The sequence below is a fragment of the Halalkalibacter sp. HAAS-P014 genome (genome assembly GCF_056619965.1).
Genome location: NZ_JBWQTV010000010.1, coordinates 1 through 25,636, shown reverse-complemented (window position 1 = coordinate 25,636; position 25,636 = coordinate 1). Strand labels below are relative to the sequence as shown.

Sequence of the window (25,636 nt, the reverse complement as noted above, 5' to 3'; positions counted from 1 at the left end):
CTAAAATGATCAGTTTCGCAAATAATACTATACAATCCTAGTACATTTGTTCACTAATGAACAAATACAATTCTTTGATGATTGATGAGGTTAAAAAGAACACCTAAACTTTAAATGTAAGCGAAATCATCTTAGATGGAGGTAATGGAAATGAAAGGTTGGCAATTTACAGGAACAAATGAACCATTACAATTAATAGAAAAGCAAGATCCAAAAGCAACTCCAGGTACAGTAATTATAGATGTGAAAGCTGCAGGTTTATGCCATTCAGACGTTGCGACATTACGCGACCCAGGCTGGATGAATATATTAGCTAAAGTTCCGATCGTTTTAGGGCATGAAATCGCTGGTGTCATTGCTGAAGTAGGAGAAGGGGTAACAGATTATAAAGTTGGGGACCGTGTTGGTGTTTGTCCTGTTGGAAAAGATGGATTAGGACCTGGTAACGGACGTGACGGAGGATATGCTGATAAAGTATTAGTCCCAGCTGTTGATCTTGTGCCGATTCCGGAAAATGTATCGTTTGCCCAAGCTGCAGCAGGTACTGATGCTGGGATGACTTCTTACCATGCAGTGTTTCAAAAAGGTGGGGCAAAAGCAGGTATGAAAGTTGGGATTATTGGTATTGGTGGTTTAGGACAAATGGCTGCTCGTGCAGCAGTTGTTGCTGGATGTGAAGTTTACGCTGCTGATGTTAGTTCAGAAGCTCGTGAATTGGCCAAAGAAATCGGATGTAAAGTTGTTGTAGAAAATGTAACAGAACTTGCTGAATATCAACCAGAATTAATTGTTGACTTTGCTGGTTTCGGTACGACAACAGCAGATGCCATTGATACAGTTGGTGTTGGAGGAACAGTTGTCCTAGTAGGAATGGGTAAATTAGAAACTACGATCAATACAAGCAACTTAATCTTAAAGTCAGTTCAATTAAAAGGTAGTGTTGGAGGAACAGTAGAAGACATCGCTGCCATTTATGAATTAATGTCTCAAGGACATTTAAATCCAACCATAACGGATATTACATTTGACGAGATCGCCGATGGCTTAGAACGTTTGGAACGCCATGAAGTAACGGGACGTTTGGTTGCAAACTTAGAGTAAGGGTAGGAAGCAAAGGATAGTGTTTTTGCTTCCGTTGGTTTTCAATATGAAACGGGACATGGCTCTACTTCCATAATGGGAGTAGGGCTATTTCTATTTTTCTAGCTCTTGAAAAGGAATATTCCCCCTAAAGATGTATTTATTTCATGAACAATGACAAATATCACAGAAAAAACAGAGAATTTTGTCTAAACTAGTAGAGTAAAGAATGTAACCGTTTTCGATATTACCTATGATTCTAGCATTATGCTCATTAGGGGGGCTTCTTATGAACAAAGAACAATACCAAAGTGTCTTATCCATCCACGAGTTGGGTGTTTCTAAACTACGGTCAGAGTGTGATCCTGAACAATTTTCGTTTGAAACAACAGATGATTTACAAATAAGTCCAAGTGAAATGATTGGGCAAAAGCGTGCAGAGCAGGCGATGGAGTTTGGATTATCGGTTGAGCAAACGGGTTATAACTTATTTGTTGTTGGACCAACGGGGACGGGGAGAATGACGTATACACAGGAGAGTGTTACAAAAATTGCCGAGACACGTGATGTGCCGACTGATTGGTGCTATGTGTATAATTTTGACAATCCTGATCGGCCACTTGCGATGTCATTTCCTGCAGGGCAGGGGCAGCAGTTCCAACGTGAAATTGAGGCGTTGTTACTTAATGTTGAACGCGAGATTCGAGGAGCTTTTTCGAGTGAAGTGTATGAGAAAGAGAAGCGTGAGATTTTGGAGCGTTTTCGTGAAAAGGTGAAGACGCTTTCAAGTGAAGTGGATGCTTTTGCGTTAGAGCAAAATTTTAAAATTGAACGAACACAAGCAGGAATTAATACGATCCCTCTTCGCTTCGGGAAGCCGATGAATGTGATGGAATACAATCAGTTGTCAAATGAACATAAAGAAACGTTAAAAGAAAAAGAGAAATTAGTAGAAGAAAAACTGCAAGAAACGATGTACCAGATTCGGAAGATAGAAGAAGACTTGAGAGAGAATATTCATGAGTTTATGAAAAAGACAACGTCGTACGCAGTTGAAGGCTTATTCCACCCACTAAGGGAAACGTACAAAGAAAATAAGAATGTGATGTCGTATTTACAGTCTTATTTTGAGGATGTCATTGAGCATTTTGCGTTCTTTTTCGAAGACGAAGAAGAGGATCAAGATATATTGATAGCGCTAACAGGATCGAAGGAGCAGCAGCTGCATCGTTATAAGGTTAATTTATTTATTAACAACAAAAATCTTAACGGTGCACCTGTCATTTACGAAACGAATCCAACGTACCATAATCTCTTTGGGAAGCTAGAGTACAAAGGCGAGTTCGGGAGCTGGATAACAGATTTTTCATTTATTAAACCAGGTGCGCTTCACTTAGCAAATGGGGGCTATTTGATTGTTCAGGCAGCTGAACTGCTTCAACAACCTAATGCGTGGGCTGGTTTAAAACGAGCGTTGCAAACTGGTCATGTGAAGATTGAGAATCCATATGAAGAAAGAGGGATGTATCCAACTAGTACGATCAAGCCTGAGCCTGTTCCGTTAGAAAGCAAAGTGATTATTATCGGTTCCTACTACCTTTATGAATTGCTTTCAAGGCTCGATGAGGACTTTGATAAGTTGTTCAAGGTGAAGGTGGAATTTGATACGGAGATGGCTAAAGATGAGGAGAACAACCGGAAGATGGCGAGCTTTGTACGAAATTTTGCAGAGCAGGAAAACTTGTTGCCGTTTCACCGGAGGGCCGTTGCCAAAGTGATTGATTATAGCTCGCGTTTAGTGGAGGAGCAATCGAAACTAACAACGCGCTTTCAAGATATTACGAAGGTGCTGGTTGAGTCCAGTTATTGGGCGAAAAAAGAAGGCGAACCTTTTGTTGATGCAAGTCATATCGAAAAAGCGCTCGCTGAAAAACTTCAACGCTCTAATCATGTGCCGGAAAAGTATCGTGAGATGATCGGTAACGGCACGATTATGATTGATACAGACGGCGAACGGGTCGGGCAAATCAATGGCCTCGCTGTTATGGGGACAAGGGATTCCGTTTTTGCGATCCCAACGAAAATTACAGCGCAAACATTTGCTGGGAAAAACGGGATTATGAACATTGAACGGGAAGCTGCGTTAAGTGGACAAATTCATCATAAAGGAATGATGATTTTAACAGGATTTTTATCTGGTCAATTTGCGAAAAATCGTCCAATTCCGTTAGCAGCAAGCATTACGTTTGAACAGACCTATTCACCAATTGACGGGGACAGTGCCTCGAGTACAGAGCTGTATGTGCTGTTATCATCACTTGCAGAAGTACCGATTTATCAAGGGATTGCCGTGACAGGTTCTGTTAACCAGTGGGGAGAAATTCAACCAATTGGTGGCGTCAACGAGAAAATCGAAGGGTTCTTCCATATTTGCAAGGAAAAAGGGTTAACAGGAAAGCAGGGAGTCATCATTCCGAAGCAAAATGTACGAAATCTAATGGTAGATGAGCAAGTCGTTGAAGCTGTTAAACAAGGGGAGTTCCATATATGGGCAATCGGTCATATTGTCGATGGAATCGAGATTTTAACAGGTGTTAGTGCAGGAAATGTTCGTGATGCAAATGGCGAATTCCCAGCTAATACGATCTTCTCTAAGGTAGACGCTCGTTTTACGCAAATGTATCAATCGATAAAAAAGCTGCAGGAGACGAAATAAGCAGATAAAGGAAAATAGGCTGTTCAGTAGGGAAAACCTTCTGAACAGCCTTTACCTATTTATCCGAAAGTGATTTGATTTCGACCATTTCGTTTTGAGTTATACAACAAATGGTCTGCTTTTTCAATGGCAGTATGCAATGGTTGAAGAGGGGCATAACAGACTTTTTTCCTACTTTTATGATTCTCCATATAAGTATCTAAAAGGTAATAAAGCACTAAAAAGAATCGTTCTAATGAAATAATAAATCTTGCTATATCAAGCGAATTTGATAAAATAAGATTGGTAAATCAATGAAAATTTTACCGGTTAATGTTGCAATTTGTCACAAACGCATGTTTCGTGACAAAAGAAATGGGGAAAAGGTAAGTCGTATTGATTTTAAGTAGAAAGTAGGAGGGTCTAATGGGGAGGACAAAAAAGGGGTTCAGTTTTAAAATTTCGACGAAAATGCTCATCATGTTTCTATTTATCAGCTTAGTGCCTTTGCTTATTGTTAGTATGTTAAGTATAAACAAGGCGAGCAATTCACTTGAGGAAGCAGCAAAAAATCAACTGCTTTCTATTATGAATGTGAAAAAAGCTAATATTGAGCAGTATTTTTCGGAAAGGCAAGCCGGTTTAACGATCTTATCTCAACTAACAGAGGTTGAAGAGGGACTAGTCGCATTTAGCGAAGAGGTTCAAGAAAATGGAATGAATAGTCGAGGTTATCAGCGATTAAATTCCGAGTATCAGAGCTTCTTTCAGGATTATATTGAACAGTATCAGTATTATGACTTATTTTTCATTGATATGGATGGGGAAGTTGTCTATACGGTAGAGAAGGAAGACGATTTGGGAACCAATTTACGCACAGGTCCTTATCAAGATTCTGGTTTAGCCGAAGCATTTCAAGGAGCCAGTGAGGGAAGTACGATTGTTGACTATGCTTATTATGAACCTTCCGGGGAACCGGCATCATTTATTGCTGCTCCAGTAGAAAATAGTCAAGGTACTAGGCTAGGGGTTGTTGCACTGCAATTCTCAGATGAAGCAATCAATGGTGTTGTAAACGTTGCCTACGGGCTCGGCGAAACAGGAGAAACGTATCTTGTTGGTTCAGATTTATTGATGAGAACGGAATCACGCTTACGTGAGGATGGAATTGGAGTCGTTGAAATTGATACGGAAGCGACTCGTGACGTGTTTAATGGTTTAACAGACGTTAAGCTGATTACAGATTATAGAGGCCGGGAAGTATTAAGCTCTTATAGTCCGTTAGAGATTGACGGATTAAATTGGGCGATTATTGTAGAAATTGATGAAGCAGAAGCGTTGTCAGCCGTTCATTCGTTACAAACATGGATTATTGTAATTATGGTAGTCTCAGCACTTCTTATCATTTTGATTGCGTCCGTTTTTGCAAAAGGAATAACGAGACCGATTGAAGTCCTAAGAAATGAACTAAACGCCTTATCGACAAATGGAGGCGATTTAACGCAGAAAATCCATGTCAAAAGCAACGATGAAATCGGACAATTGGCAGATGCGACAAACCGTTTTATCATGAACATAAGAGGTATTATGCAAAAGGTATTGGATACTTCTGAACACGTGGCCAGTTCATCCGAGGAACTAAAAGCAAGCTCTGAAGAAACAAGCTCTGCGACGCATCAAGTTGCTGCATCAATTCAAGAGATTGCGCAAGGAGCAGAAGGGGCAGCACAAAGTTCAGAAGAAACGGCAGGAGCAATGTCAGAAATTTCTGTCGGTGTACAAAAAGTTGCTGAAGTCTCATCAGAGATAGCTGAATCATCCAACGTAATGACAGCAAAGGCAAGAGAAGGTCAAAAAGCGATTGATACTGCTACAGAGCAAATGAGTCAAATAAATAAAAGCACGGATGACACAACATCAATCATACACCTTTTACAAAAAGACTCGCAACAAGTTGGCGAAATCATTCAGTTAATTACTGATATTTCACAACAAACGAACTTACTTGCATTGAATGCAGCGATTGAAGCGGCTAGAGCGGGAGAAGCAGGAAGAGGATTTGCCGTCGTTGCTGATGAAATTCGCAAACTTGCTGATCAAACAGGCCAATCTGCAACAAAAATACACGAATTAATTAATAGAATGCAAAAGAATACGGGTGAAGCAGTCGCCTCAATGGATGGAAGCAAAGAAGATGTTAGAGGGGGAATCTCTTTAATTGCTGAAGTTGGGTCGACATTTGCTGAGATGTTAGAACAAATAGAACATGTATCACTTCAAATAGAGGATATGTCCGCTGTATCAGAAGAAATGTCAGCAAGTACAGAAGAAGTGTCAGCAGCAGTTGAAGGAATTGCAAATTCTGCCAAATCTTCATCTGGCTATTCGCAGCAAGTAGCTGCTGCCTCACAAGAGCAATTAGCCACAATTGAAGAAATTAATACATCAGCAACACACTTAGCTGAAAGAGCTGATGAGTTGAAGATGCTTGTAAATCAATTTAAAGTGTAGCGACCAGTAACTGAAACAAGAGGACTGGCTCAAAATCAAGGGCCTGACCCTGAAGAGGCAGTCATTCTTTATAGGATCCTTCTATTATAGACTTTCTTCATTTATACTAATATCTAGGGTTTGCGTTGGAAGGTTACCTGTTTATGGAGGTACGAATGGATTATCGCCATGAAGAACATGCATACTGGGAGGTTGACAATGGCAGAGGATGGGTTTTGCTCGGAGTGTGGCAGAGTAAAAGAAGTTCAAACTTTCCCTTTTTGTACAAATTGTTATAACATATTTAGGCAAGATTGTCAGAGAGTGAAAGACTTACTTGAGAATACTCCAATGCTGACGGTTCTTGATATCGCTAACTTAACAGGGTTTTCGATTCGTCGCATTCAACAAATGATTGAATTTGGAGCATTACGAATGAGAGAGTTTTCGCCTGAACTTAACAGACATCAAAGTAAAAAAAGAAACAGGTCGCAAGTATGAGAACCCATATGACGGACCAACGTCAGATGGAGTGTTCTTTGACAAGCGTGGGGTGTAAGGGGAGCCAGCTCGAAAAGTGAGCTGGTTTTTTCTTATACTTTTCTTTTAGATATTTTATCGAAAAACGCTTGAAATCCATATAGCAAAAATGCTTTATAAAAGAAATACTGGAAAAACTCAAAATGGTTCATACGTACGAGTTTTGCTATTTTCAGTTTCTTCATTATCTTTAATACAGGATAGGCAAAGGCTGCATTTACAATAGCGTTAAGCAATAGAAACCGAGTGAAATTTCCGTATGTCCATTTTAAAATCCACAATGAACCGACCAAAAAAGGGCCTATCTGAAAAGGGAATTCCCCTGAGAGGTATGATTTTGGGTTATTGTGAAACACCCACCACTTGCGCCGTTTCCCAATTTGAGAAGTTAGACTTTCAAGAACCCCAATAAGGATAGCAGCAGGGAGAAACCTTTTTATATGTTTTTTACCTAAAAACAGTAAGGATAACCAAGAGAAAAGAATCATTAAACCACTAATCACCCACTGATTCCTTAATGACATAATACATCTCCTTTCATTTCATTAAACTTTTTTTATTATATACTTGATAATAGTTTTCATTCTTAAAACTGGTTAATAGACTCGATTATTGTCGACTTTTCTCATGTATAAAAATTTTATAAAATCAAATGAACGATTCATATCTGCGAAACGTCATATAACTAACCACAAAGAAAGGGGCGTCTTATGGAACAAGAGGAAGACTTGGTTTTAATCGAAGAAGCTCGCTCCGGGAATGAGGACGCGTTTGCACTTCTGTTTCAGCGCTATCATTCATTTTTATATAAATATCTTCTGAAACTTACATTAGATGAGGAAGTAAGCCGTGACCTTACGCAGGAGACGATGTTGAAATGCTACTTGTACCTGTCATCTTTTAAAGGGGACGGAAAATTCTCGACGTGGATGATCTCAATCGCATCGAGACTCTACATTGATTTGAAACGGAAGGAAATGCGCGAGCGCAAGTGGCATGAGCAATTGAGGCAGTCTCTTTCACGTCAGCTTTTATGGCAGGCGAACAAAAAAGGGATGGAGTGGAGTGATCTGTTTGCTGATTTTAACGAGTTGCAAGCAGATGTACGGGTGCCGATTTTGTTGCATCACTATTATGGCTATACCTATGAAGAAATTAGTGGAATGCTTGGGATACGTCCTGGTACGGTAAAGTCGCGTGTTCACAATGGATTAAAGCGAGTACGAAAGGAGTGGGATGATGAAGCGAAGGGATGAAGAGATAATCCGTCATTTACGGCGAGACTGGGAGCAATTAGATGAACTGAGCGAGCCACCTCAACTGTCTGCAATCGACATAAAAGAGCAACTCGAAACGCATCAGCTAGAAAAGAGACGCGCATTTTATAAAGAACTGCTCATCTTTATGCTAGTTGCTGTTCTCATATTGAGCGTAGTGATTACAAGCGTGTTCCAAGCCCCAATTATTTTTGTCACGATTCAATTGATAGCTGTCTTTGTTGCGCCAATCGTTTTCTATCTGCTTTTGAAAAAGAGAAAAGGGAAAGTGATTTTATGACAGCTTTTGAGTTATACGTCATCATGCCACTTGTCGTCATACTGTTGCTCGTTCAAAGTATTGTTCTTTTTATTGATGCGAAGAAAAGAGGGAGCTTTGCTTGGTTTTGGGGAATTTGGGGATTGATTCAATTTCCGTTGCCGAGTTTATTTTATTTGCTATTTGTCATTTTGCCACAAAAACGTAGAACCAAACAAAGAGAAAAGGAGAGATGATCATGGATGCTTTATACGAAATCAACTGGGCACTTCTCGCGCCTATCTTAGTTTTACAGGCGATTTTAACAGTCGCTGCACTTGTCAGCCTGTTTAACCAGGAAGAGACAAACGGGCCGAGATGGATGTGGGTCATAATTATTTTGTTTGTGAACTTACTAGGTGCTGTTCTATATTTCTTAATTGGTCGCAAAAATAATTAGGAGGAATAACGATGCTTGTAAACATTCATGATCTAACAAAGCGCTTTAAGGAGCACCAAGCAGTTGATTCGATTTCCTTCTCTATTGAAAAGGGTCGCTGCATCGCCTTGCTCGGACCAAATGGTGCAGGGAAAACAACGACACTGCAAATGCTCGCTGGTCTTTTAACTCCGACATCAGGCTCAGTTGAATTTGTTGGCTATGAGAAAAAAGACTACAGAGAGCTAATCGGTTTTTTGCCTCAGCATCCATCGTTTTTTAACTGGATGACAGCAAAAGAATTTTTGCTGTTTGCCGGTAAGCTGTCAAATGTCCCGAAAAAACGACTTCAAAAGCGCATCGAGGAAACATTGGCATTTGTCCGTCTCGGAGATGTGAAGAACAAAAAAATTGCCGGGTACTCGGGGGGAATGAAGCAACGTCTAGGGTTAGCACAAGCACTGTTGCATGAGCCGGAACTGCTGATTCTAGATGAACCAGTTTCTGCGCTCGATCCAACTGGAAGACGTGATGTTTTGCAACTCATTGAAAAATTAAAAGCAGAAATGACGATTTTGTTTTCTACTCATATTTTGCATGATGCTGAGCAAGTATGTGAAGAGATTCTTATGTTAAAAGACGGACATTTAAAATGGGATGGAACGCTGGAGTCGTTAAAAAAAGAGTTCGATGTACTTTCCATTAAGTTACGCACGGAACAGCCAATCAAACCATTGCTTGAAGATGTTGTGCTTATAAAAGAGGCAAAATATCTTGGTGAAACAACAGCTATCATTACAATGGTAGAGATGAGTGAAACGAATACCTTGCTTGAAGCGTTACTCCGAAAAAAAGCAACGCTCATCCAGTATGAAATAATGGAAGACACTTTAGAAGACGCATACATGAAGGTGATGAGCGATGAATAACTTTTGGGTTTTATTCAAGAAAGAAATGCAAGAAAGTTTGCGCAATGGCAAGTGGATTTGGCTGCCAATTGTGCTGATCATTATCGGCATCTCTCAGCCACTTACTAGTTATTACATGCCACAAATTCTCGAGGCTGCTGGCAATCTTCCTGAAGGTGCTGTTATTGATATTCCGACACCAACTGGTGAAGAAGTGTTAATAGGAGTAATGTCTCAATATGGAACAATCGGAACACTGCTCTTTGTGCTTGCGACAATGGGGATCATCTCTAATGAACGTCAAAACGGTTCGTTAATGCTAGTTATGGTACGGCCAGTGAGTGCGTGGCAATACATTGGAAGCAAGTTTGCAGCGCAGCTCTGTATTTTGTTAGTATCATTAGTGCTTAGCTATGGATTGACATGGTATTATACGAATTTATTGTTTTCACAAGTGTCGTGGAACGCGATGGTAGGCAGCCTAGTCGTGTATAGTTTATGGATTGTATTTATTGTCGCTGTTACCGTTTTGGTTGGAACGTTGCTACGAAGTAACGGTGGAATTGCTGGAGTTAGCATTCTCTTCTTAGCGCTATTGAGCCTGCTACCAACGTTGCTACCAAAATACATGGAATGGAGTCCCGGGAACTTGCGTGCGCAGGCGTCCATTGTGCTGCTAGAGCAGGAATGGCTTCGTTCGGTTTGGCTTGTTGTCACAAGTACAACCTTATTATCAGTTTTGTTTTTTATTTTAGCAGTCATGACATTTAAACGGTTTGAGAGTTACGATCGGTAATGGGAGAAGGGAGCTGAGCCAAGAGGTTTGGCTTCTTTTGAAATATTTGAATTTTCTGTTTACAAAAGGGGGCTGTTCTGTTTATAATGAGAACAAGAGTTCGGTGGGGAGCAGGGGCAACATGGTGGCGCACAAAAAGCGACATCATTGGATGCCGCTTCATATATGTTACTCGTCCACCTCTTCAAATTCTTCAAGTTCATCTATGGCGTCAATATCAAATTCATCAAGATCTTCAAATTCAGATAGATCGAATGTAAACTCTTCTGCACTCTCTAAGATATCATCCGGGACTCTAATTTCAGCAATCTCATTGAATTTATCGAAAGTCGCATTTGTGTTTGTTTTCATGATGAGCGACTCGCCCTCTACTGTAAGTTCAAACGTCATAGCCATTTCTAAATTTGTTTGCAAGAATGTATCCTTATCGATATACAATGTGTAATCCAATTCGTCGATATTGGCCATCATCATCAAGTCTTCCATCTGTGTAGCAAGTTCATCAAGCATAAGCTTTGTAATGTCTTGTGCGAAAGATTCCACTGTCTGTCCTGAACCTTCAATGGTAATAATGTAGTGTGTATCATTTTCTTCATAAGAAAGATGCTCTGTATGCTTAGTAAGTAACTCAATTTGTTGTTGAGGAGTAACTTGAGACTCCTCTAACACCATTAAATCTGATGTAATGCTTTCTGGGTACGTAAACCAAGCTTGTTCAATTGGATCTTTATAATAAATCCCGTCTTCTACCATATAAATTTCCGATGAAAGATCGCCTATTTGAGGCACTTCCATATCGATGATTTGATGCATTGTTAAGGGCTTCTGTGTCATTTCAAAATACAAATTACTTGATGTTGAAACAGGGTTTTCATCTGGCATCATGACGTCTTGCGTTAGTTCTATCTCTGTAGAAAGGCTTTGGACGTTCGCCATCGCATCTAGCGAGTTTTCTAAAATGTCATCAACAGTAAGAGTCTCTTCTTGTATTTCTTCTTGTTCTGTTTCTAAATCGGGCTCTTGGGTAGTCTCTGATTCAACAGTTTGTGTTTCACTACAAGCTGTAAGTAAGGCGATCGTACTTAATGCAATAAGCCATTTATTTATCTTAGCCATTCAGTCTCCCCCTTGCTAAATTTACATTTCTTCATTCTACCAAACATTACCTGTTATTTATAGGGATATAAGAAGGAAATAAAAAATGTACACCAGCTCTTTTAGAGTTAGTGTACATCAGAAGCTCACTAGGGCACGTGCAAGGGGACTGCGAAGATCAAGGGGCCGCTAGTAAGTAGGAAGGCACCGTAAGAAAGATCTAGTTAAACTTGAAAACATTGTCATTTTTATGATTATTCTGTCACTTGTTAAATATATTGTAATGGTTTATTTGTATGAATACAATAATCCTTGTTAGGTAATCATACATGGTAAAGAAAATAAATTTAATTTCATTGAAAGTTAAATTTATTTTCACAAACATTTGTGGGCATCTGTAAAAAAGGGATAAATTAAAGCTATGTGGTGTAAGCGCTGTCAAAATTCGACAGAGTGTTTGTTGTCTATGTTGTTATTTGGCGAGTTGTCTGACGTTTAAGCGTTTGACAAAGGCGTGAGAGCGCTGTTATAGTAAAGATGTGGAAAACATATCCACAGTATTTTAGTTACGAAGGGAATGTGAAAGCATGCAAGGAAAAGTAAAATGGTTTAACGCAGAAAAAGGTTTTGGATTTATTGAGCGCGAAGATGGAGACGATGTATTCGTACATTTCTCAGCTATCAACGCAGATGGATTCAAGTCTCTTGACGAAGGTCAAGATGTAGAATTTGAAATCGTTGAAGGTGCGCGTGGTCCACAAGCTGCGAACGTAGTTAAGCTTTAATTCACATTCCTGGGTAGGAAAATGAATAATAGCTAAAGACCATACAGGCCGATCCCGGTATATTCCGGGATCGGCCTTTTTACATTTCTTAGTATTATAGTACAGTAGTTTTCGTGCGATGGAGTGCGAAGAAGTACCGAGGTGAAGCTAGTGGCCGGAAAGAGAGGGGGAGTGGCCGGAATCGGAGCAGAAGTAGCCGGAAAGTAAGAGAGACCGGCCGGAATCGGAATAGAAGCAGCCGGAAAGGAAAGAGAGATGGCCGGAAAGCAGGAGAGTGGCCGGAACCCGAGCAGAAGTTGCCGAAAAGCAAGAGAGACCGGCCGGAATCCGAGCAGAAGCAGCCGGAAAGCAGGAGAGTGGCCGGAATCAAAGCAGAAGTGGCCGGAAAGTAAGAGAGATCGGCCGGAATCCGATCAGAAGTAGCTGGAAAGGAAAGAGAGATGGCCGGAAAGTAAGAGAGACCGGCCGGAACCCGAGCAGAAGTGGCCGGAACCAAAGCAGAAGCAGCCGGAAAGTAAGAGAGACCGGCCGGAATCGGAGCAGAAGCGGCAGGAACCCAACGAGATCCAACCCAACCCCAAACTCCCTCTCGAAAAAAAGCATAACAACCTCTCGCCTCTCATAAACTAAACGACAAAATGTTAACAAAAGCGACACATTGTTTTAATTTTCCAACGTTTAAGCAGGAGTTTTATCGGGGTAAATAGAAGTATATACATAGAAAAGGAGGAGTTGTTTTATGAACTATAATATCCGTGGTGAAAACCTGGAGGTAACACCAGCTTTAAGAGAATATGTACAAAAGAAAGTTGGGAAGCTGGAGCGTTATTTTGATACTACTCCCATTGCCGATGTCAATGTGCGTATGCAAGTATTGAATAACCAACATATTATTGAAGTTACGATCCCGATGCCTCAATTGTTACTTAGAGGAGAAGAAGTGAAAGCGGATATGTATGCGGCAATTGATATGGTTGTTGAAAAATTAGAGCGTCAAATTCGTAAGCACAAAACAAAAGTAAATCGCAAGTTTCGCCAAGAGGGAAGCTTGAAATATATGTTTAAAAATGAATTAGAACCACTTGAGCAAGAAGAACTTCAAACGGACGATCTTGAGGTTGTTCGTAAAAAGCGTTTTAACTTAAAACCGATGGATGCTGAAGAAGCTATTTTACAAATGGACATGCTTGGACACAATTTCTTCGTGTATTCTGATGCCGTTAATGGATCTACAAATGTAGTCTATAAGCGTCGTGACGGTAAATATGGTTTGATTGAGCCAGAAGCATAAAATAAAAAGGGAGTACAGCTGTGAGTGCTGTGCTCCCTTTTGTGTTTACGCTAAATTTTGATAAAGGCGATTTTCCATTAATACTGTATCGATTGGACATTCATCAGCATCTCGGCCATATTGCCATGCCCATACATTTGCCTCGCAATCAGGGCGACTTGGTGTGAATTGACGTGGTGCATTTCGTTTGGTTGTTGGGCCGGGTTCTGGTTCAGCGCTCCAAATCACGGATTGCTCACGAACTCGGTCACTCATCGCAATTGCTTGACAATAAGCTTCATTAAATGGACCTTCATCTGGGTCTGCATAAATCCCAGGTCGATATGGACTAGCGTAAAATGCCTCGACCCAGGCAATGATCCAATCTGCATCTACGTCAAAAAATCGTTCGACATTTGCGAACAAAAAAGTCCCCTCAGGAATGCCGAGTTGTCTTGCTTTGAAAATTGAATTTCTTGCTGCGACAGTTCCAGCTCGGGCACCGACGGCTTGGCGAAAATTATTATAAATCGGCATTAGCTTCATTCCTCGATTTTGGATGAAGTTATATTCCTGTGGCGTCAAACCATCACTAATATTAGGAATCGTTGATAAGTATCTGCCCCAAAAGTCTGGTCTACCAAAGTTTTCTACAACACATTGATACAAATCTTCTGTGACTGCTGCTGCGGAGTCTACCCCCCAATTTAAAATTTGCATCGAATCCCTCCTTATGGTCACTGTATGCGCCAAGTGGGTAGAGGGCTACTTACGATTTTTTAAAAATCAAAAATTTTATGATATTCGACATTCCCACTAAATGAGTGTCGCTTGTAAGAGTACCTGTTACCTGCTAAAATTAAGGGTATTGAAAATGCGTTATGCTCGTGTTAGAACGAAACGAGCTGAAAAAGAAAGGGCGAATTGGATGTTAGGTTTATTGAAGAAAGTGATCGGTGATCCAAGTCAACGTCAAGTGAAGAAAAATGAGAAGATCGTTGACAAAATAGAAGCATTAGCATCAGATATGAAAAAGCTCTCAGATGATGGGCTTCGGAATAAAACGAATGATTTTAAAGAGCGTTATCAAAAGGGTGAAAAGCTTGATGATCTTTTAGTAGAAGCTTTTGCAGTTGTTCGTGAAGCATCTACACGTGTGTTACATATGACTCCATATCGAGTCCAGTTACTTGGGGCAATTGCTCTTCACCAAGGTAATATAGCTGAGATGAAAACAGGGGAAGGGAAAACGTTAGTCGGGACAATTGCGGTTTACTTAAATGCGTTAACGGGAAAAGGGGTTCATATTGTAACCGTCAATGAATACCTTGCACGCCGTGACTGCGAATTGATGGGCGAACTTTTTCAGTTTCTAGGACTAACTGTTGGACTAAATACAAATGAGCTTTCGAAAGAGGAAAAGCGTGAAGCTTACTTGGCTGACGTGACGTATAGTACGAACAATGAGTTAGGTTTTGATTATTTACGTGACAACATGGTTCTATACAAAGAGCAAATGGTACAGCGACCACTTCATTTTGCCCTTGTCGATGAGGTCGATTCGATCTTAGTGGATGAAGCTCGTACGCCATTAATTATTTCTGGCTCTGTTGAACGTTCGACACAATTATATCAACAAGCTAACTCGTTTATTCGCATTTTGAAAAAAGAAGAAGATTATACATTTGATGAAAAAACAAAAAATGTTCAGCTGACAGAAGAAGGCGTTAATAAAGCTGAACGTGCTTTTGGAATTGATAATTTGTATGACTCTAAGCATGTACAATTGAATCATCATTTAAACCAATCTTTGAAAGCTTATGTCGTGATGCATCGTGATTCTGATTATGTTGTGGAAGACGGCGAAGTTGTGATTGTCGACCAATTTACGGGACGTTTGATGAAAGGTCGTCGCTATAGTGATGGCTTGCACCAAGCGATTGAAGCAAAAGAAGGCATGCATATTCAAAAAGAAAGTATGACGCTAGCTTCGATTACATTCCAGAACTATTTCCGTAAATATGAAAAATTAGCTGGGATGACTGGTACAGCGAAGACGGAAGAAGAAGAATTTCGTAATATTTATGGAATGGATGTTATGGCTATTCCGACGAATAAACCGATCGCTCGTGATGATAAACCGGATTTAATTTTTAAAACGATGGAAGCGAAGTTTAAAGCGGTCGTTAACGAAATCGAAGAACTGCATAAAAAAGGACAGCCTGTTCTTGTTGGTACCGTAAGTGTTGAGACATCTGAGCTTGTTTCAAAGATGCTGAATAAGCGCAAGATTCCACATCACGTGTTAAACGCGAAGAACCATGAAAAAGAGGCTGAAATCATTGAGAATGCAGGTCATAAAGGTGCTGTGACGATTGCAACAAACATGGCTGGTCGTGGTACGGATATTAAGCTAGGTCCTGGTGTTTTGGAGTTAGGTGGACTTCATGTATTAGGTACAGAGCGTCATGAGTCCCGTCGGATTGATAATCAGCTCCGTGGACGGTCAGGTCGTCAAGGTGACCCGGGTTCTACACAGTTCTATTTGTCAATGGAAGATGAGCTTATGCGTAGGTTTGGCTCTGATAATATGAAAAATATGATGGAACGACTCGGGATGGAAGAAGATCAACCGATTGAAAGTAAGCTTGTTTCACGTGCGGTTGAGACAGCTCAAAAGCGTGTTGAGGGCAATAACTTTGATGCTCGTAAGCAAATTCTTCAATACGATGATGTTATGCGCGAGCAACGTGAAATTATTTACAAGCAACGTATGGAAGTGCTTGAGTCCGAAAACCTCCGTCAAATTGTTGAAAATATGATTAAGTCTGTAATTGAACGTACGGTTCGTTTGCATACCCCTGAGAGTGAAATCCCAGAAGATTGGGACCTTTCGGCGATTGTCAATTACTTGAAGGCAAACTTGTTAAATGAAGATGATTTAACGGAAAAAGAGTTAAAAGGCAAAGAGCCTGAAGAGATGATCGAGCTAATCGTTGAAAAAGTAACGGCTAATTATAATGCTAAAGAAGAAGAGTTTACGCCTGAACATATGCGTGAATTCGAAAAAGTAATTATGCTACGTACGGTTGACCGGAAGTGGATGAACCATATCGATCAAATGGACCAGCTTCGCCAAGGGATTCATTTACGTGCGTACGGGCAAAACGATCCGTTGCGTGAATATCGTTTCGAAGGCTTTGAAATGTTTGAAGCGATGGTTGAATCGATCGAAGAAGAAGTGGCTATGTACATTATGAAAGCACAAGTACAGCAAAACTTAAAACGTCAAGAGGTAGCAGAAGGAAAGGCAATGCAACAAAAGACTAATCAAGAACCGAAAAAGAAAAAGCCGATCCGAAAAGGCGTCACAGTTGGACGTAATGACCCGTGTACGTGTGGAAGTGGCAACAAGTACAAAAACTGCTGTGGTCGCACACAATAAAATATAGCAATTAAGGGCAGAGGGGGTTTGCCATTATGAGAGAAATCTCTTGTTTGTCTCCTCTGCACTTATTTATGAGGTGAAAAGATGGAATTAGTAGAAGTGAAACAAGAACTGGCACAGATAGCGAAACGATTAACAGACTTTAGGGGGTCTCTTTGACTTAGATGAGAAGCAGGAGAGAATTGCTGAGTTAGAGGAAAAGATGACAGATCCAAATTTCTGGAATGATCAAGACGCTGCGCAAGTCGTGATCAATGAATCGAATGCGTTGAAGGAACAAGTTAACACATTTCTCGAGTTAGATGAACAATTTGAGGATTTAGAAGTATCATATGAGCTCGTAAAGGAAGAAGCAGATGCTGATTTGCAAAGTGACCTTGAAGAAGGCGTGACAGCGTTATCCCAAGCAATGAATGAATTTGAGCTTCAGCTTCTATTAAGTGAACCGTATGATAAAAACAATGCGCTCTTAGAACTTCACCCCGGAGCTGGTGGAACTGAGTCGCAGGACTGGGCTTCGATGCTTTTACGTATGTACACGCGCTGGGCAGAGAGTAAGGACTTTAAAGTAGAAACGCTGGACTATTTACCAGGCGATGAAGCCGGAGTGAAGAGTGTGACGCTTTTGATCAAAGGTCATAACGCTTATGGCTATTTAAAAGCTGAAAAAGGTGTTCATCGCTTAGTAAGGATTTCACCGTTTGATTCATCAGGTCGTCGCCATACGTCGTTCGTTTCTTGTGAAGTGATGCCGGAGCTTGATGACAGTGTGGAAATTGATATTTCACCTGAGGACTTGAAGATTGATACGTACCGGGCAAGTGGTGCTGGTGGACAGCATATTAATACGACAGACTCAGCCGTGCGAATTACGCACTTGCCAACCAATACAGTAGTAACTTGTCAAACGGAGCGTTCTCAGATTAAAAACCGTGATCGTGCAATGAAAATGATGAATGCCAAGCTCTATCAGTTGAAGATTGAAGAGCAGCAGCAGGAACTTGATGAAATCCGTGGAGAGCAAAAAGAAATTGGTTGGGGAAGTCAAATTCGCTCATATGTCTTCCACCCTTACAGCATGGTAAAGGACCACAGAACGAACTTTGAAATTGGAAACACTAATGGTGTTATGGATGGAGATCTAGATGGATTCATTGATGCATACTTGCGCCAATCGCTAGGGAAATAACCAACAAGCTATCTCAATATAACGAGATAGCTTGTTTTTTGGGGACTGACCCCTACCCCCTGGGGGTAGGGGTCAGTCCCCTCTTTATTGCGCTGCAGCATTAATGGGTTCGCGTTTACTTATTTGGGAGCGAATGCTATACTACGCAAGGATTTATTTGGTTATTCTATTGAATAAAGGAGTTGAACAGCATGATGATGCGACCGAAAAGAGGTCAAGAGCCTCCTGGAAGAACGATGCAATTTTTTATTGATTATACGTACATATTAGTTGGGGCAGCGTTTGTAGCGATTGCGTTTAACCTCTTTTTGCTGCCCAATAAGATTGCATCCGGTGGTGTGAGTGGGATCAGTACGATTGTAGCGCATATGGTTGGATTTGAGCCGGCCTTTACACAGTGGGCGTTGAATATCCCCCTCTTTATTTTAGGGATATTGCTACTCGGAGGGTTAAAATATGGAGTGAAGACGCTTGTCGGAACATTGTTTTTGCCACTTGTCGTTTTCCTAACACGCGATTGGTCCGTCGGGTTTGAAGATCCACTACTTGGCGCTTTGTTTGGTGGGATTGGTGTCGGGATTGGTCTTGGCATAGTGTTCCGCGCCAGTGCGAGTACAGGGGGAACCGATCTAGCAGCTCAAATTATCAATAAGTATACGGGTCTATCCCTTGGAGCGGCCATTTTTATTATAGATGGGCTGATTGTTTTAACCTCTGCGTTCACATTCGGGATTGAACTTGCTCTTTATGCGCTTATCAGTTTATATGTAACAGGTAAAACGATTGACATGGTACAAATTGGAGTGGGCTATGCCAAAGTCGCCATTATTATATCCGACCACCAAGAGGAAGTCCGACAGAGTATACTACAAGACGTTGATCGTGGTGTGACAAAACTGAGTGGGTACGGTGGTTACACAGATGCAAAGCGAGACGTGTTAATGTGCGTCATGAACCAAACGGAAGTCACGAAACTGAAACAAGTGGTCAAAAAGGTTGATCCAAAGGCGTTTGTCATTGTTACGAATGCAACTGAGGTACTTGGGGAAGGCTTTAAAAGACCCTAAATTTCAAAAAAGGGTTATAATACCTAAAGAGGAAACTCTTAGTACATAATGAAGGGGGGGAACAAAATGAAGAAGTTCTTACTAGCACTTGGTGCAGTTGTTGCCCTATCAGCATGTGGTGGCGGTGACGATCCAGCACCGGCAGAAGAAGAAACACCAGCTGAGGAAGCACCAGCAGAAGAAGAAGCACCAGCAGAAGAAGAAGCACCAGTTGAGGAAGCTCCAGCAGAAGAGGCGGCAGGTGACTTTGATGCAACGGCAGCTCGTGACACATATGAAACAAGCTGTATTTCATGTCATGGTGGAAATTTAGAAGGTGGCATGGGACCTGCTATAGCTGGGGAAGGTTTCACAGCTGAACAAGTCGTCGATATCATTGAAAATGGTCAAGGAACGATGCCTCCGATCGACTTAGATGCCGATGAAGCGCAAAACCTAGCGCTTTGGATTGAAGCACAATAATCATTGAAATCCCATTCTTTTTAAGGAATGGGATTTTTTGTGCTTCTTTACAAAATATTATCAAGAAGTGAAATGAAATTGTAATAAAAATCCCCCACTATTTTTTTTTAGAGGTGGTATAATGGGTTAGGAAACGACAAGAGGTACGAAAATAACTTTAATTTCTACATTTGTCGGACGAGCTAGTATCCTGTGCAAAGATGTTAGAACTCGAAAATAGCAGGGGATGTGATTCAGTTTTGATCGAAATGAAAGATGTATGGAAGTCCTATCCTAATAATGTAAAAGCAATTAATGGGATAAGCATTAATATAAAAAAAGGTGAGTTTGTTTATATTGTTGGACCAAGTGGTGCAGGGAAATCAACCTTTATCAAAATGATGTACCGTGAAGAAAAACCGACAAAGGGTGACATTCTTATCAATGATACCAATTTAGCTAAGATTAAAGAAAAGCAAATTCCACATATTAGACGGAGAATTGGAGTAGTCTTTCAAGATTTTAAATTACTTCAAAGTTTAACAGTCTATGAAAATGTTGCTTTTGCTCTAGATGTTATAGAAGAAAATCCAAACGTTATAAAACGAAAAGTCATGGACGTATTAGAAATCGTTCATTTAAAGAATAAAGCAAGGTCATTTCCACATGAGCTATCTGGTGGTGAACAACAACGGGTGGCAATTGCCAGAGCGATTGTCAATAGTCCGGACTTGTTGATTGCAGATGAGCCGACTGGAAATTTAGATCCGGATACAGCTTGGGGAATTATGGACATCTTAGATGATATTAACCACCGTGGTACAACCGTTATCATGGCTACTCATAATAAGGATATTGTAAACACGATAAAAAAGCGTGTTGTAGCCATTGAAGGTGGACGAGTCGTTCGAGATGAAGTGAGGGGGAACTACGGCTATGAAGCTTAGAACCCTTAGACGTCATGTCAAAGAAGGGACAAAGAATTTAGGGCGTAATGGTTGGATGACATTTGCTTCGATTAGTGCAGTAGCAGTAATGTTACTAGTTGTCGGAGTCTTTATTTTGTTAATGATGAATGTGAACAATGTTGCTTCTAGTTTTGAAGATGATGTTGAGATCAAAGTATATATTGAATTAACTTCAACAGAAGAGCAGCAAGCTGAATTGCTAGCTGAGATAGAGAGACTTCCAAATATTGAAAGCATTGTATATGTCGATAAGGAAGAGGGCTTAGATCAGTTAATTGATAGCTTAAATGAGAGTGGTGAAGTATTTGAATCGATACGGGATGAAAATCCATTAAACGATTCATTTGTTGTTCGTGCAACTAGCCCGCAGCTAACAGAACAGGTTGCTACTATGATAGAGCCTCTGGAAAACGTAGAGAGAGTAAATTATGGGCAAGGTTTTATTGAGCGTTTATTTTCTGTGACAGATTTTATTCGGACGGTTGGGGTTATTTTAGTTATTGCTATGATGCTAACGGCAATGTTTTTAATTGCAAATACTATTAAACTTACAATTGTCGCAAGAAAACGAGAGATTCAAATTATGAAATTGGTTGGAGCAACAAATGGTTTTATTCGCTGGCCATTTTTTATAGAAGGAATGCTCTTAGGAACTTTGGGAGCTTTGATTCCGATTGTCGTAATTGGATTTGGTTATTCCTATTTACTAAGTAACTATGGTTCAAGAATTGAAATGATGTTCTTCTCCCTTTTACCTGCAACTCCATATATATGGCAAATCAGTGCTTTATTATTAGGAGTTGGTGTGTTTATTGGGGCATGGGGAAGCATCATGTCGGTACGCAAATTTTTAAAAGTATAGTATATGATCCCAGCAAGGCATCTTGCCTTGCTGGATAAATGTCTAAGTTATGGAAGAACATGAGGGGGAGCGAGTGAATGAATAGAAAGGTTGGACTGGTAGCGATTGCTGCTATCTTAACAGTTGGTTCTTTTGGCTTTGGCCCAGTAAACGAAACGGCATCTGCTAATAGTGATCTACGAAATAAAATATCTGAAGTTGAACAAGAACGTGCAAAAGTACAAGGTGAAGCGAAAAAGACGCAAGCCGAAATTGATTCACTACAAGCCGAAATGAATGAAATTACGGATGAAATTAGAGAGCTTGACCACGAACATACAGAAACGAATCAAAAAGCTCGTGAAAAGCGTGCTGAAATCGAAGAAGTACAAGAGGCAATTGAAGAGTTACAGGAAGAAATTGCTGTTCTTGAAGAGCGAATTGAAGAACGTGATGAGTTATTAAAAGAACGTGCACGCTCTATGTACCAAACAGGTGGTACGGTTAGTTACATAGAAGTTATTCTAGGTGCTCAAAGCTTTAGTGATTTGTTAGATCGAGTGAGTGCATTGACTGTCATTGCACAGCAAGACCGTAACATTCTCGATGCGCATTTAGAGGATCACCGTCAATTAGAAGAAGCAAAAGAACAAGTTGAAACGGAGCTTAAAAAGCTAGAAGGTCATTTAGAAGAATTAGAGAAATTGGTTGCAGACCTAGAAAACCAACGTAAGCAAAAAGAACGTGCAATGTTACGATTAGAAGAAATTGAATCAGAACTATACGAAGATTTAGACGATATTAAAGATGCAGAAGGAAACTTGCTTGACCAAGAAAAATCATTAAAAGAAGAATTAGCAGCGTTTGAAGAACAACAAAGACGTGAAGAAGAAGAAAGAAAGCGTCGTGAAGCAGAAGAAAAACGTAAACAAGAAGAAGCGAAAGCATCAACAACTAGCAGCTCTTCTAGTTCAAGTTCCAATTCAAGCTCAAGCTCTTCTTCATCTAGCAGCAGTACACCATCGCGAAGCTCATCGCAAGTACATGATGCTCCAGCTGTAACAAATTCTGGATTCATGCGTCCTGCTACTGGTACAATCACTTCAACATTTGGACCACGTGCAACGTTCGGGGGAAGAATGCACTATGGAATCGACATTGGTAAAAATGGTCGTACCGGAGATGTTCCAGTTGTAGCTGTACAAAATGGTAGAGTCGTTCAAGCGTATTATTCATCAAGTTATGGCAATACAGTTATTTTAGAGCATCAAGTAAACGGGCAGCGTATCCAAACATTATATGCTCACTTAGAAAATTTAGAAGTATCTAGTGGACAAACTGTATCTAAAGGGCAACGCCTAGGACTAATGGGTAACACAGGACGTTCATTTGGACCTCATCTTCACTTTGAAGTTCATGAAGGTTCATGGAATGGTGCGAAATCTAATGCGGTAGATCCATTAAAATATATTCCACGTTAATATTAAATATAAACATAAAAAAGGATGGCTCAAAGTAGCCGTCTTTTTTATGGTCGCGTATTCCTATATCAGGGCGAATTTTAGTGGAATGACCAAGAGGGATAGGAATTTCTTCCTGTTCATTCCTACTATAGGACCATAGGTAGCCAAAAAATAAGAATGGAAGGTGATATACAAGTCGTGCAAATTAATAGAAGATAAGAGTAGAAATACGTAATACTTTTATAGTATAGGGAGGTTGGGTGTACATGAATGAGCTTTTTTTAGTAGAAAGATTAGAAGAGGAAATTGAAGTAGTGAGACAGCAAATGGTATTAGTCGGAATAGAATTTGGGTTAACCCACCCCTATACAATTGAGTTAAGTACACAATTAGATGGATTATTAAATGAATTATCAATACAAATTGCAACTGTACGAGATTACTCCATATATATGTCATTTTGATCACATTGCTGTATGATGAAAATAAAACCATATTTAAATTTTAAAACAGTTGGCAATCGTTATATACGTAAAGACCAGAAAAGATCTGTACTTTTCTGGTCTTTAGGCTATTGTCGCGTATTTGACTGAGTTTTAACGTAACAGTAGATAAAGGCTTTTTTGTCGAGTGATTTTCATAGATTTCCTTAGTTTTACAAACAATTACAATAGCCTTATTTTGTCAAGTTTTTTGATGATGAGAGTTTTGACTTATGAGCGATCATTTACTAAAATGAAGAGTAAGAACGTAACATAATCGGGACAAGAAAAACATAGGATAGAGAAAAAGATTGGTTTTTTAGTGTGTTGATGCTTCTATCTCTTTATCGAAAAGAAAGAGGTTGGTTGCGATAATGACGGTTCTAGACGTAGTGGGAGTTGGTATAGGTGAATAAAAGGCAGTATTTAATGATTATAGCAGCCGTTGTTGCATTAGGTGTGTTTGGGCTGTTCTATCAATCAGCGCAACCAAGTATTGAGACAGATTCAGTTGCTTCAGAGGGTGAGCAAGTTGAATCAGAGGCATCTAGAGAAGAATTATTAGTGAAGTTTGAAAAAGCTTTAGAAATTATTCAAGAACAATATGTTGACGAAGTAAGTGAGCGAGAGTTATATGAAGGTGCAATTGAAGGCATGCTCCAAACACTGGATGATCCATACTCAGTTTATATGGACCAAGAGACGGCAAATGAATTTGTTGAATCGCTCGGTTCACACTTTGAGGGAATTGGTGCTGAAGTAAGCATGACAGATGGGAAGGTTACGATTGTTGCTCCTTTCCGTGAGTCACCAGCTGAAAAAGCAGGATTGCAGCCAAATGATAAGGTTATTGAAATTGATGGGGAATCAATTGAAGGACTTTCCTTATATGAAGCAGTACTGCAAATTCGTGGAGAAAAAGGAACAACGGTAAACTTAACGATTGAGCGTGCTGGGCAAAATGAATTGTTTGAAGTACCAGTAGTGCGTGACGAGATTCCAATTGAAACCGTTCGTGCTGATGTAATCGAGCGTGATGGAGTGAAACTCGGATTACTAGAAATTACATCTTTTTCTGAAGACACTGCTGATCGTTTTGAAGAAAATTTACATGATCTGGAAAAACGAGGGATCGATGGATTATTAATTGACGTACGTGGAAATCCGGGAGGCTACCTGAATGCTGTTGAGGACATCGGAAAGCTGATCATTCCTGGAGGAACGCCAATCGTTCAAATTGAAAATCGAGAAGGTGAGAAAGTTCGCTCTATCTCCAATCTGAGTGAGCGAAAGCCGTATCCGATTATCGGCTTAACAGATCGCGCTTCGGCGTCAGCATCAGAAATCTTAGCAGCTGCCCTTATTGAAGGTGGCGATTATGATGTTGTAGGTGAGCAGACATTTGGTAAGGGGACGGTTCAACAAACAATTCAGCTTGGTGATGGAAGTGAGTTGAAGCTTTCTTTATTTAGATGGTTAACATCTGCTGGAAATGATATTAATGGTGAAGGGGTAAAACCGACACATGAAGTAAAACAACCAGATTACTTCTATACGGCACCGATCTCGATCGGAGAAGACGGACCACTTAAACTAGATATGATGAACGAACAAATTAGAAGCGCACAAGTTATGCTAAAAGGTCTTGGATATGAACCTGGAAGAACAGATGGTTACTTTAATGAACAAACAGAACATGCCGTAACCGCCTTTCAACGTGCAAACAACCTAGACCCAACAGGGGAAATTAACGAAGAAACAGCCCCAATGATACAAGAACGAGTCGTAGAACTCGTCCGATCACAAGAAAACGACAACCAACTACAAACAGCCATCGACCTACTAATCAAACAAACAAAAGAATAGAAAAGCCAAATGACCAAGAGGTGAACTTCCTCTTGGTCATTTGGCTTGAAGCAATGAGCGAAGTCTCTGCATCTTTTAAGCCAGCCTGAGCGGGTTCCTCAGGCAGGCGCGCAGAGAACGAAGCCATTGCCCCAAAAAAGAGGTGAACTTCCTCTTGGTCATTTGGCTTGAAGCAATGAGCGAAGTCTCTGCATCTTTTAAGCCAGCCTGAGCGGGTTCCTCAGGCAGGCGCGCAGAGAACGAAGCCATTGCCCCAAA

26 protein-coding genes are annotated in these 25,636 nt (G+C 40.4%); 22 read left to right on the top strand and 4 right to left on the bottom strand.

The window, feature by feature from the left end:
- The first annotated feature begins 150 nt into the window (after positions 1-150).
- The 4 genes from AC1FXZ_RS07770 to AC1FXZ_RS07755 all read left to right on the top strand — a co-directional run bounded on the left by AC1FXZ_RS07770 (position 151) and on the right by AC1FXZ_RS07755 (position 6,766).
- Positions 151-1,101: a zinc-binding dehydrogenase gene (locus tag AC1FXZ_RS07770; protein ID WP_480052268.1), complete on the top strand. Its 951-nt coding sequence runs from the start codon at positions 151-153 to the stop codon at positions 1,099-1,101.
- Positions 1,102-1,369: 268 nt separating this feature from the next.
- On the top strand, positions 1,370-3,796 hold the full coding sequence (locus tag AC1FXZ_RS07765) for a Lon protease family protein (protein ID WP_480052266.1): 2,427 nt from the start codon (positions 1,370-1,372) through the stop codon (positions 3,794-3,796).
- A gap of 405 nt (positions 3,797-4,201) precedes the next feature.
- Positions 4,202-6,286 carry a methyl-accepting chemotaxis protein gene (locus AC1FXZ_RS07760; protein ID WP_480052264.1) on the top strand — a complete coding sequence of 695 codons (2,085 nt, stop codon included), beginning with the start codon at positions 4,202-4,204 and terminating at the stop codon, positions 6,284-6,286.
- Positions 6,287-6,484: 198 nt separating this feature from the next.
- Positions 6,485-6,766 (top strand): hypothetical protein, encoded by a 282-nt coding sequence (locus AC1FXZ_RS07755; protein WP_480052262.1) that lies wholly within the window; start codon positions 6,485-6,487, stop codon positions 6,764-6,766.
- A 92-nt stretch (positions 6,767-6,858) separates the two neighbouring features.
- Here the strand turns inward: AC1FXZ_RS07755 and AC1FXZ_RS07750 are convergent, their stop codons facing one another.
- Positions 6,859-7,329: a hypothetical protein gene (locus AC1FXZ_RS07750; protein WP_480052260.1), complete on the bottom strand. Its 471-nt coding sequence runs from the start codon at positions 7,327-7,329 to the stop codon at positions 6,859-6,861.
- Positions 7,330-7,515: 186 nt separating this feature from the next.
- Between AC1FXZ_RS07750 and sigY the strand changes: the two genes are divergently transcribed.
- The 6 genes from sigY to AC1FXZ_RS07720 are packed head-to-tail and all read left to right on the top strand — an operon-like array spanning position 7,516 to position 10,463.
- The gene (gene sigY, locus AC1FXZ_RS07745) at positions 7,516-8,061 is read left to right on the top strand and encodes an RNA polymerase sigma factor SigY (RefSeq protein WP_480052258.1); all 546 of its coding nucleotides are present in this window, start codon (positions 7,516-7,518) and stop codon (positions 8,059-8,061) included.
- A complete protein-coding gene (locus tag AC1FXZ_RS07740; RefSeq protein WP_480052256.1) occupies positions 8,045-8,362 on the top strand; it encodes a YxlC family protein in 318 nt (105 codons plus the stop codon). The genes sigY and AC1FXZ_RS07740 overlap by 17 nt, the downstream gene beginning before the upstream one ends.
- On the top strand, positions 8,359-8,577 hold the full coding sequence (locus tag AC1FXZ_RS07735) for a transcriptional regulator (RefSeq protein WP_480052254.1): 219 nt from the start codon (positions 8,359-8,361) through the stop codon (positions 8,575-8,577). Before AC1FXZ_RS07740 ends, AC1FXZ_RS07735 begins: the two co-directional genes overlap by 4 nt.
- Positions 8,578-8,579: 2 nt before the next feature.
- Complete coding sequence (locus AC1FXZ_RS07730) at positions 8,580-8,780, top strand: PLD nuclease N-terminal domain-containing protein (RefSeq protein WP_480052252.1); 201 nt, start codon at positions 8,580-8,582, stop codon at positions 8,778-8,780.
- Between the two features lie 11 nt (positions 8,781-8,791).
- On the top strand, positions 8,792-9,688 hold the full coding sequence (locus AC1FXZ_RS07725; RefSeq protein ID WP_480052250.1) for an ABC transporter ATP-binding protein: 897 nt from the start codon (positions 8,792-8,794) through the stop codon (positions 9,686-9,688).
- Positions 9,681-10,463, top strand: a complete 783-nt coding sequence (locus AC1FXZ_RS07720; RefSeq protein WP_480052248.1) for an ABC transporter permease — start codon at positions 9,681-9,683, stop codon at positions 10,461-10,463. Before AC1FXZ_RS07725 ends, AC1FXZ_RS07720 begins: the two co-directional genes overlap by 8 nt.
- Positions 10,464-10,631: 168 nt before the next feature.
- On the opposite strand, the gene AC1FXZ_RS07715 is transcribed toward AC1FXZ_RS07720, so the two are convergent.
- A complete protein-coding gene (locus tag AC1FXZ_RS07715) occupies positions 10,632-11,579 on the bottom strand; it encodes a DUF6612 family protein (RefSeq protein WP_480052246.1) in 948 nt (315 codons plus the stop codon).
- 566 nt (positions 11,580-12,145) lie between these two features.
- Between AC1FXZ_RS07715 and cspD the strand changes: the two genes are divergently transcribed.
- From cspD to hpf, 3 genes are all read left to right on the top strand, one after another.
- On the top strand, positions 12,146-12,343 hold the full coding sequence (gene cspD, locus AC1FXZ_RS07710; protein ID WP_003323048.1) for a cold-shock protein CspD: 198 nt from the start codon (positions 12,146-12,148) through the stop codon (positions 12,341-12,343).
- 274 nt (positions 12,344-12,617) lie between these two features.
- Complete coding sequence (locus AC1FXZ_RS07705) at positions 12,618-12,968, top strand: hypothetical protein (RefSeq protein ID WP_480052243.1); 351 nt, start codon at positions 12,618-12,620, stop codon at positions 12,966-12,968.
- Positions 12,969-13,082: 114 nt separating this feature from the next.
- A complete protein-coding gene (gene hpf, locus AC1FXZ_RS07700) occupies positions 13,083-13,634 on the top strand; it encodes a ribosome hibernation-promoting factor, HPF/YfiA family (RefSeq protein ID WP_480052241.1) in 552 nt (183 codons plus the stop codon).
- Between the two features lie 45 nt (positions 13,635-13,679).
- Here the strand turns inward: hpf and AC1FXZ_RS07695 are convergent, their stop codons facing one another.
- Positions 13,680-14,333, bottom strand: a complete 654-nt coding sequence (locus AC1FXZ_RS07695; protein ID WP_480052239.1) for a glycoside hydrolase domain-containing protein — start codon at positions 14,331-14,333, stop codon at positions 13,680-13,682.
- A 208-nt stretch (positions 14,334-14,541) separates the two neighbouring features.
- Between AC1FXZ_RS07695 and secA the strand changes: the two genes are divergently transcribed.
- The 9 genes from secA to AC1FXZ_RS07650 all read left to right on the top strand — a co-directional run bounded on the left by secA (position 14,542) and on the right by AC1FXZ_RS07650 (position 25,378).
- Positions 14,542-17,058 (top strand): preprotein translocase subunit SecA, encoded by a 2,517-nt coding sequence (gene secA, locus AC1FXZ_RS07690; protein ID WP_480052586.1) that lies wholly within the window; start codon positions 14,542-14,544, stop codon positions 17,056-17,058.
- Between the two features lie 87 nt (positions 17,059-17,145).
- A protein-coding gene (gene prfB / locus AC1FXZ_RS07685) for a peptide chain release factor 2 (RefSeq protein WP_480052237.1) occupies positions 17,146-18,250 on the top strand; the annotation gives its coding sequence in 2 pieces (ribosomal slippage) (positions 17,146-17,217 and positions 17,219-18,250; 1,104 coding nt in all).
- Positions 18,251-18,444: 194 nt separating this feature from the next.
- A complete protein-coding gene (locus AC1FXZ_RS07680; RefSeq protein ID WP_480052584.1) occupies positions 18,445-19,317 on the top strand; it encodes a YitT family protein in 873 nt (290 codons plus the stop codon).
- 66 nt (positions 19,318-19,383) lie between these two features.
- Positions 19,384-19,779, top strand: coding sequence for a c-type cytochrome (locus tag AC1FXZ_RS07675; protein ID WP_480052235.1), 396 nt, complete (start codon positions 19,384-19,386; stop codon positions 19,777-19,779).
- A 239-nt stretch (positions 19,780-20,018) separates the two neighbouring features.
- Positions 20,019-20,705, top strand: a complete 687-nt coding sequence (ftsE, locus tag AC1FXZ_RS07670) for a cell division ATP-binding protein FtsE (RefSeq protein WP_480052233.1) — start codon at positions 20,019-20,021, stop codon at positions 20,703-20,705.
- Complete coding sequence (gene ftsX / locus AC1FXZ_RS07665; protein WP_480052231.1) at positions 20,695-21,588, top strand: permease-like cell division protein FtsX; 894 nt, start codon at positions 20,695-20,697, stop codon at positions 21,586-21,588. The genes ftsE and ftsX overlap by 11 nt, the downstream gene beginning before the upstream one ends.
- 77 nt (positions 21,589-21,665) lie before the next feature.
- Complete coding sequence (locus tag AC1FXZ_RS07660; protein ID WP_480052229.1) at positions 21,666-23,048, top strand: murein hydrolase activator EnvC family protein; 1,383 nt, start codon at positions 21,666-21,668, stop codon at positions 23,046-23,048.
- Positions 23,049-23,296: 248 nt separating this feature from the next.
- Entirely contained in the window at positions 23,297-23,494 is a 198-nt protein-coding gene (locus tag AC1FXZ_RS07655; protein WP_480052227.1) for a Spo0E family sporulation regulatory protein-aspartic acid phosphatase, read from the top strand.
- Between the two features lie 426 nt (positions 23,495-23,920).
- Positions 23,921-25,378 carry a S41 family peptidase gene (locus tag AC1FXZ_RS07650; protein WP_480052225.1) on the top strand — a complete coding sequence of 486 codons (1,458 nt, stop codon included), beginning with the start codon at positions 23,921-23,923 and terminating at the stop codon, positions 25,376-25,378.
- 75 nt (positions 25,379-25,453) lie between these two features.
- On the opposite strand, the gene AC1FXZ_RS07645 is transcribed toward AC1FXZ_RS07650, so the two are convergent.
- Positions 25,454-25,636 (bottom strand): hypothetical protein (locus tag AC1FXZ_RS07645; protein ID WP_480052223.1); only part of this gene is annotated, 183 nt, incomplete at its 5' end.

What these genes read in the sequence shown, in the direction of transcription:
- AC1FXZ_RS07770 (WP_480052268.1), top strand. Translation starts at nt 151, where the DNA reads ATGAAAGGTTGGCAATTTACAGGAACAAATGAACCATTACAATTAATA.
- AC1FXZ_RS07765 (WP_480052266.1), top strand. Translation starts at nt 1,370, where the DNA reads ATGAACAAAGAACAATACCAAAGTGTCTTATCCATCCACGAGTTGGGT.
- AC1FXZ_RS07760 (WP_480052264.1), top strand. Translation starts at nt 4,202, where the DNA reads ATGGGGAGGACAAAAAAGGGGTTCAGTTTTAAAATTTCGACGAAAATG.
- AC1FXZ_RS07755 (WP_480052262.1), top strand. Translation starts at nt 6,485, where the DNA reads ATGGCAGAGGATGGGTTTTGCTCGGAGTGTGGCAGAGTAAAAGAAGTT.
- AC1FXZ_RS07750 (WP_480052260.1), bottom strand. Translation starts at nt 7,329, where the DNA reads ATGTCATTAAGGAATCAGTGGGTGATTAGTGGTTTAATGATTCTTTTC.
- sigY (WP_480052258.1), top strand. Translation starts at nt 7,516, where the DNA reads ATGGAACAAGAGGAAGACTTGGTTTTAATCGAAGAAGCTCGCTCCGGG.
- AC1FXZ_RS07740 (WP_480052256.1), top strand. Translation starts at nt 8,045, where the DNA reads ATGAAGCGAAGGGATGAAGAGATAATCCGTCATTTACGGCGAGACTGG.
- AC1FXZ_RS07735 (WP_480052254.1), top strand. Translation starts at nt 8,359, where the DNA reads ATGACAGCTTTTGAGTTATACGTCATCATGCCACTTGTCGTCATACTG.
- AC1FXZ_RS07730 (WP_480052252.1), top strand. Translation starts at nt 8,580, where the DNA reads ATGGATGCTTTATACGAAATCAACTGGGCACTTCTCGCGCCTATCTTA.
- AC1FXZ_RS07725 (WP_480052250.1), top strand. Translation starts at nt 8,792, where the DNA reads ATGCTTGTAAACATTCATGATCTAACAAAGCGCTTTAAGGAGCACCAA.
- AC1FXZ_RS07720 (WP_480052248.1), top strand. Translation starts at nt 9,681, where the DNA reads ATGAATAACTTTTGGGTTTTATTCAAGAAAGAAATGCAAGAAAGTTTG.
- AC1FXZ_RS07715 (WP_480052246.1), bottom strand. Translation starts at nt 11,579, where the DNA reads ATGGCTAAGATAAATAAATGGCTTATTGCATTAAGTACGATCGCCTTA.
- cspD (WP_003323048.1), top strand. Translation starts at nt 12,146, where the DNA reads ATGCAAGGAAAAGTAAAATGGTTTAACGCAGAAAAAGGTTTTGGATTT.
- hpf (WP_480052241.1), top strand. Translation starts at nt 13,083, where the DNA reads ATGAACTATAATATCCGTGGTGAAAACCTGGAGGTAACACCAGCTTTA.
- AC1FXZ_RS07695 (WP_480052239.1), bottom strand. Translation starts at nt 14,333, where the DNA reads ATGCAAATTTTAAATTGGGGGGTAGACTCCGCAGCAGCAGTCACAGAA.
- secA (WP_480052586.1), top strand. Translation starts at nt 14,542, where the DNA reads ATGTTAGGTTTATTGAAGAAAGTGATCGGTGATCCAAGTCAACGTCAA.
- AC1FXZ_RS07680 (WP_480052584.1), top strand. Translation starts at nt 18,445, where the DNA reads ATGATGCGACCGAAAAGAGGTCAAGAGCCTCCTGGAAGAACGATGCAA.
- AC1FXZ_RS07675 (WP_480052235.1), top strand. Translation starts at nt 19,384, where the DNA reads ATGAAGAAGTTCTTACTAGCACTTGGTGCAGTTGTTGCCCTATCAGCA.
- ftsX (WP_480052231.1), top strand. Translation starts at nt 20,695, where the DNA reads ATGAAGCTTAGAACCCTTAGACGTCATGTCAAAGAAGGGACAAAGAAT.
- AC1FXZ_RS07660 (WP_480052229.1), top strand. Translation starts at nt 21,666, where the DNA reads ATGAATAGAAAGGTTGGACTGGTAGCGATTGCTGCTATCTTAACAGTT.
- AC1FXZ_RS07655 (WP_480052227.1), top strand. Translation starts at nt 23,297, where the DNA reads ATGAATGAGCTTTTTTTAGTAGAAAGATTAGAAGAGGAAATTGAAGTA.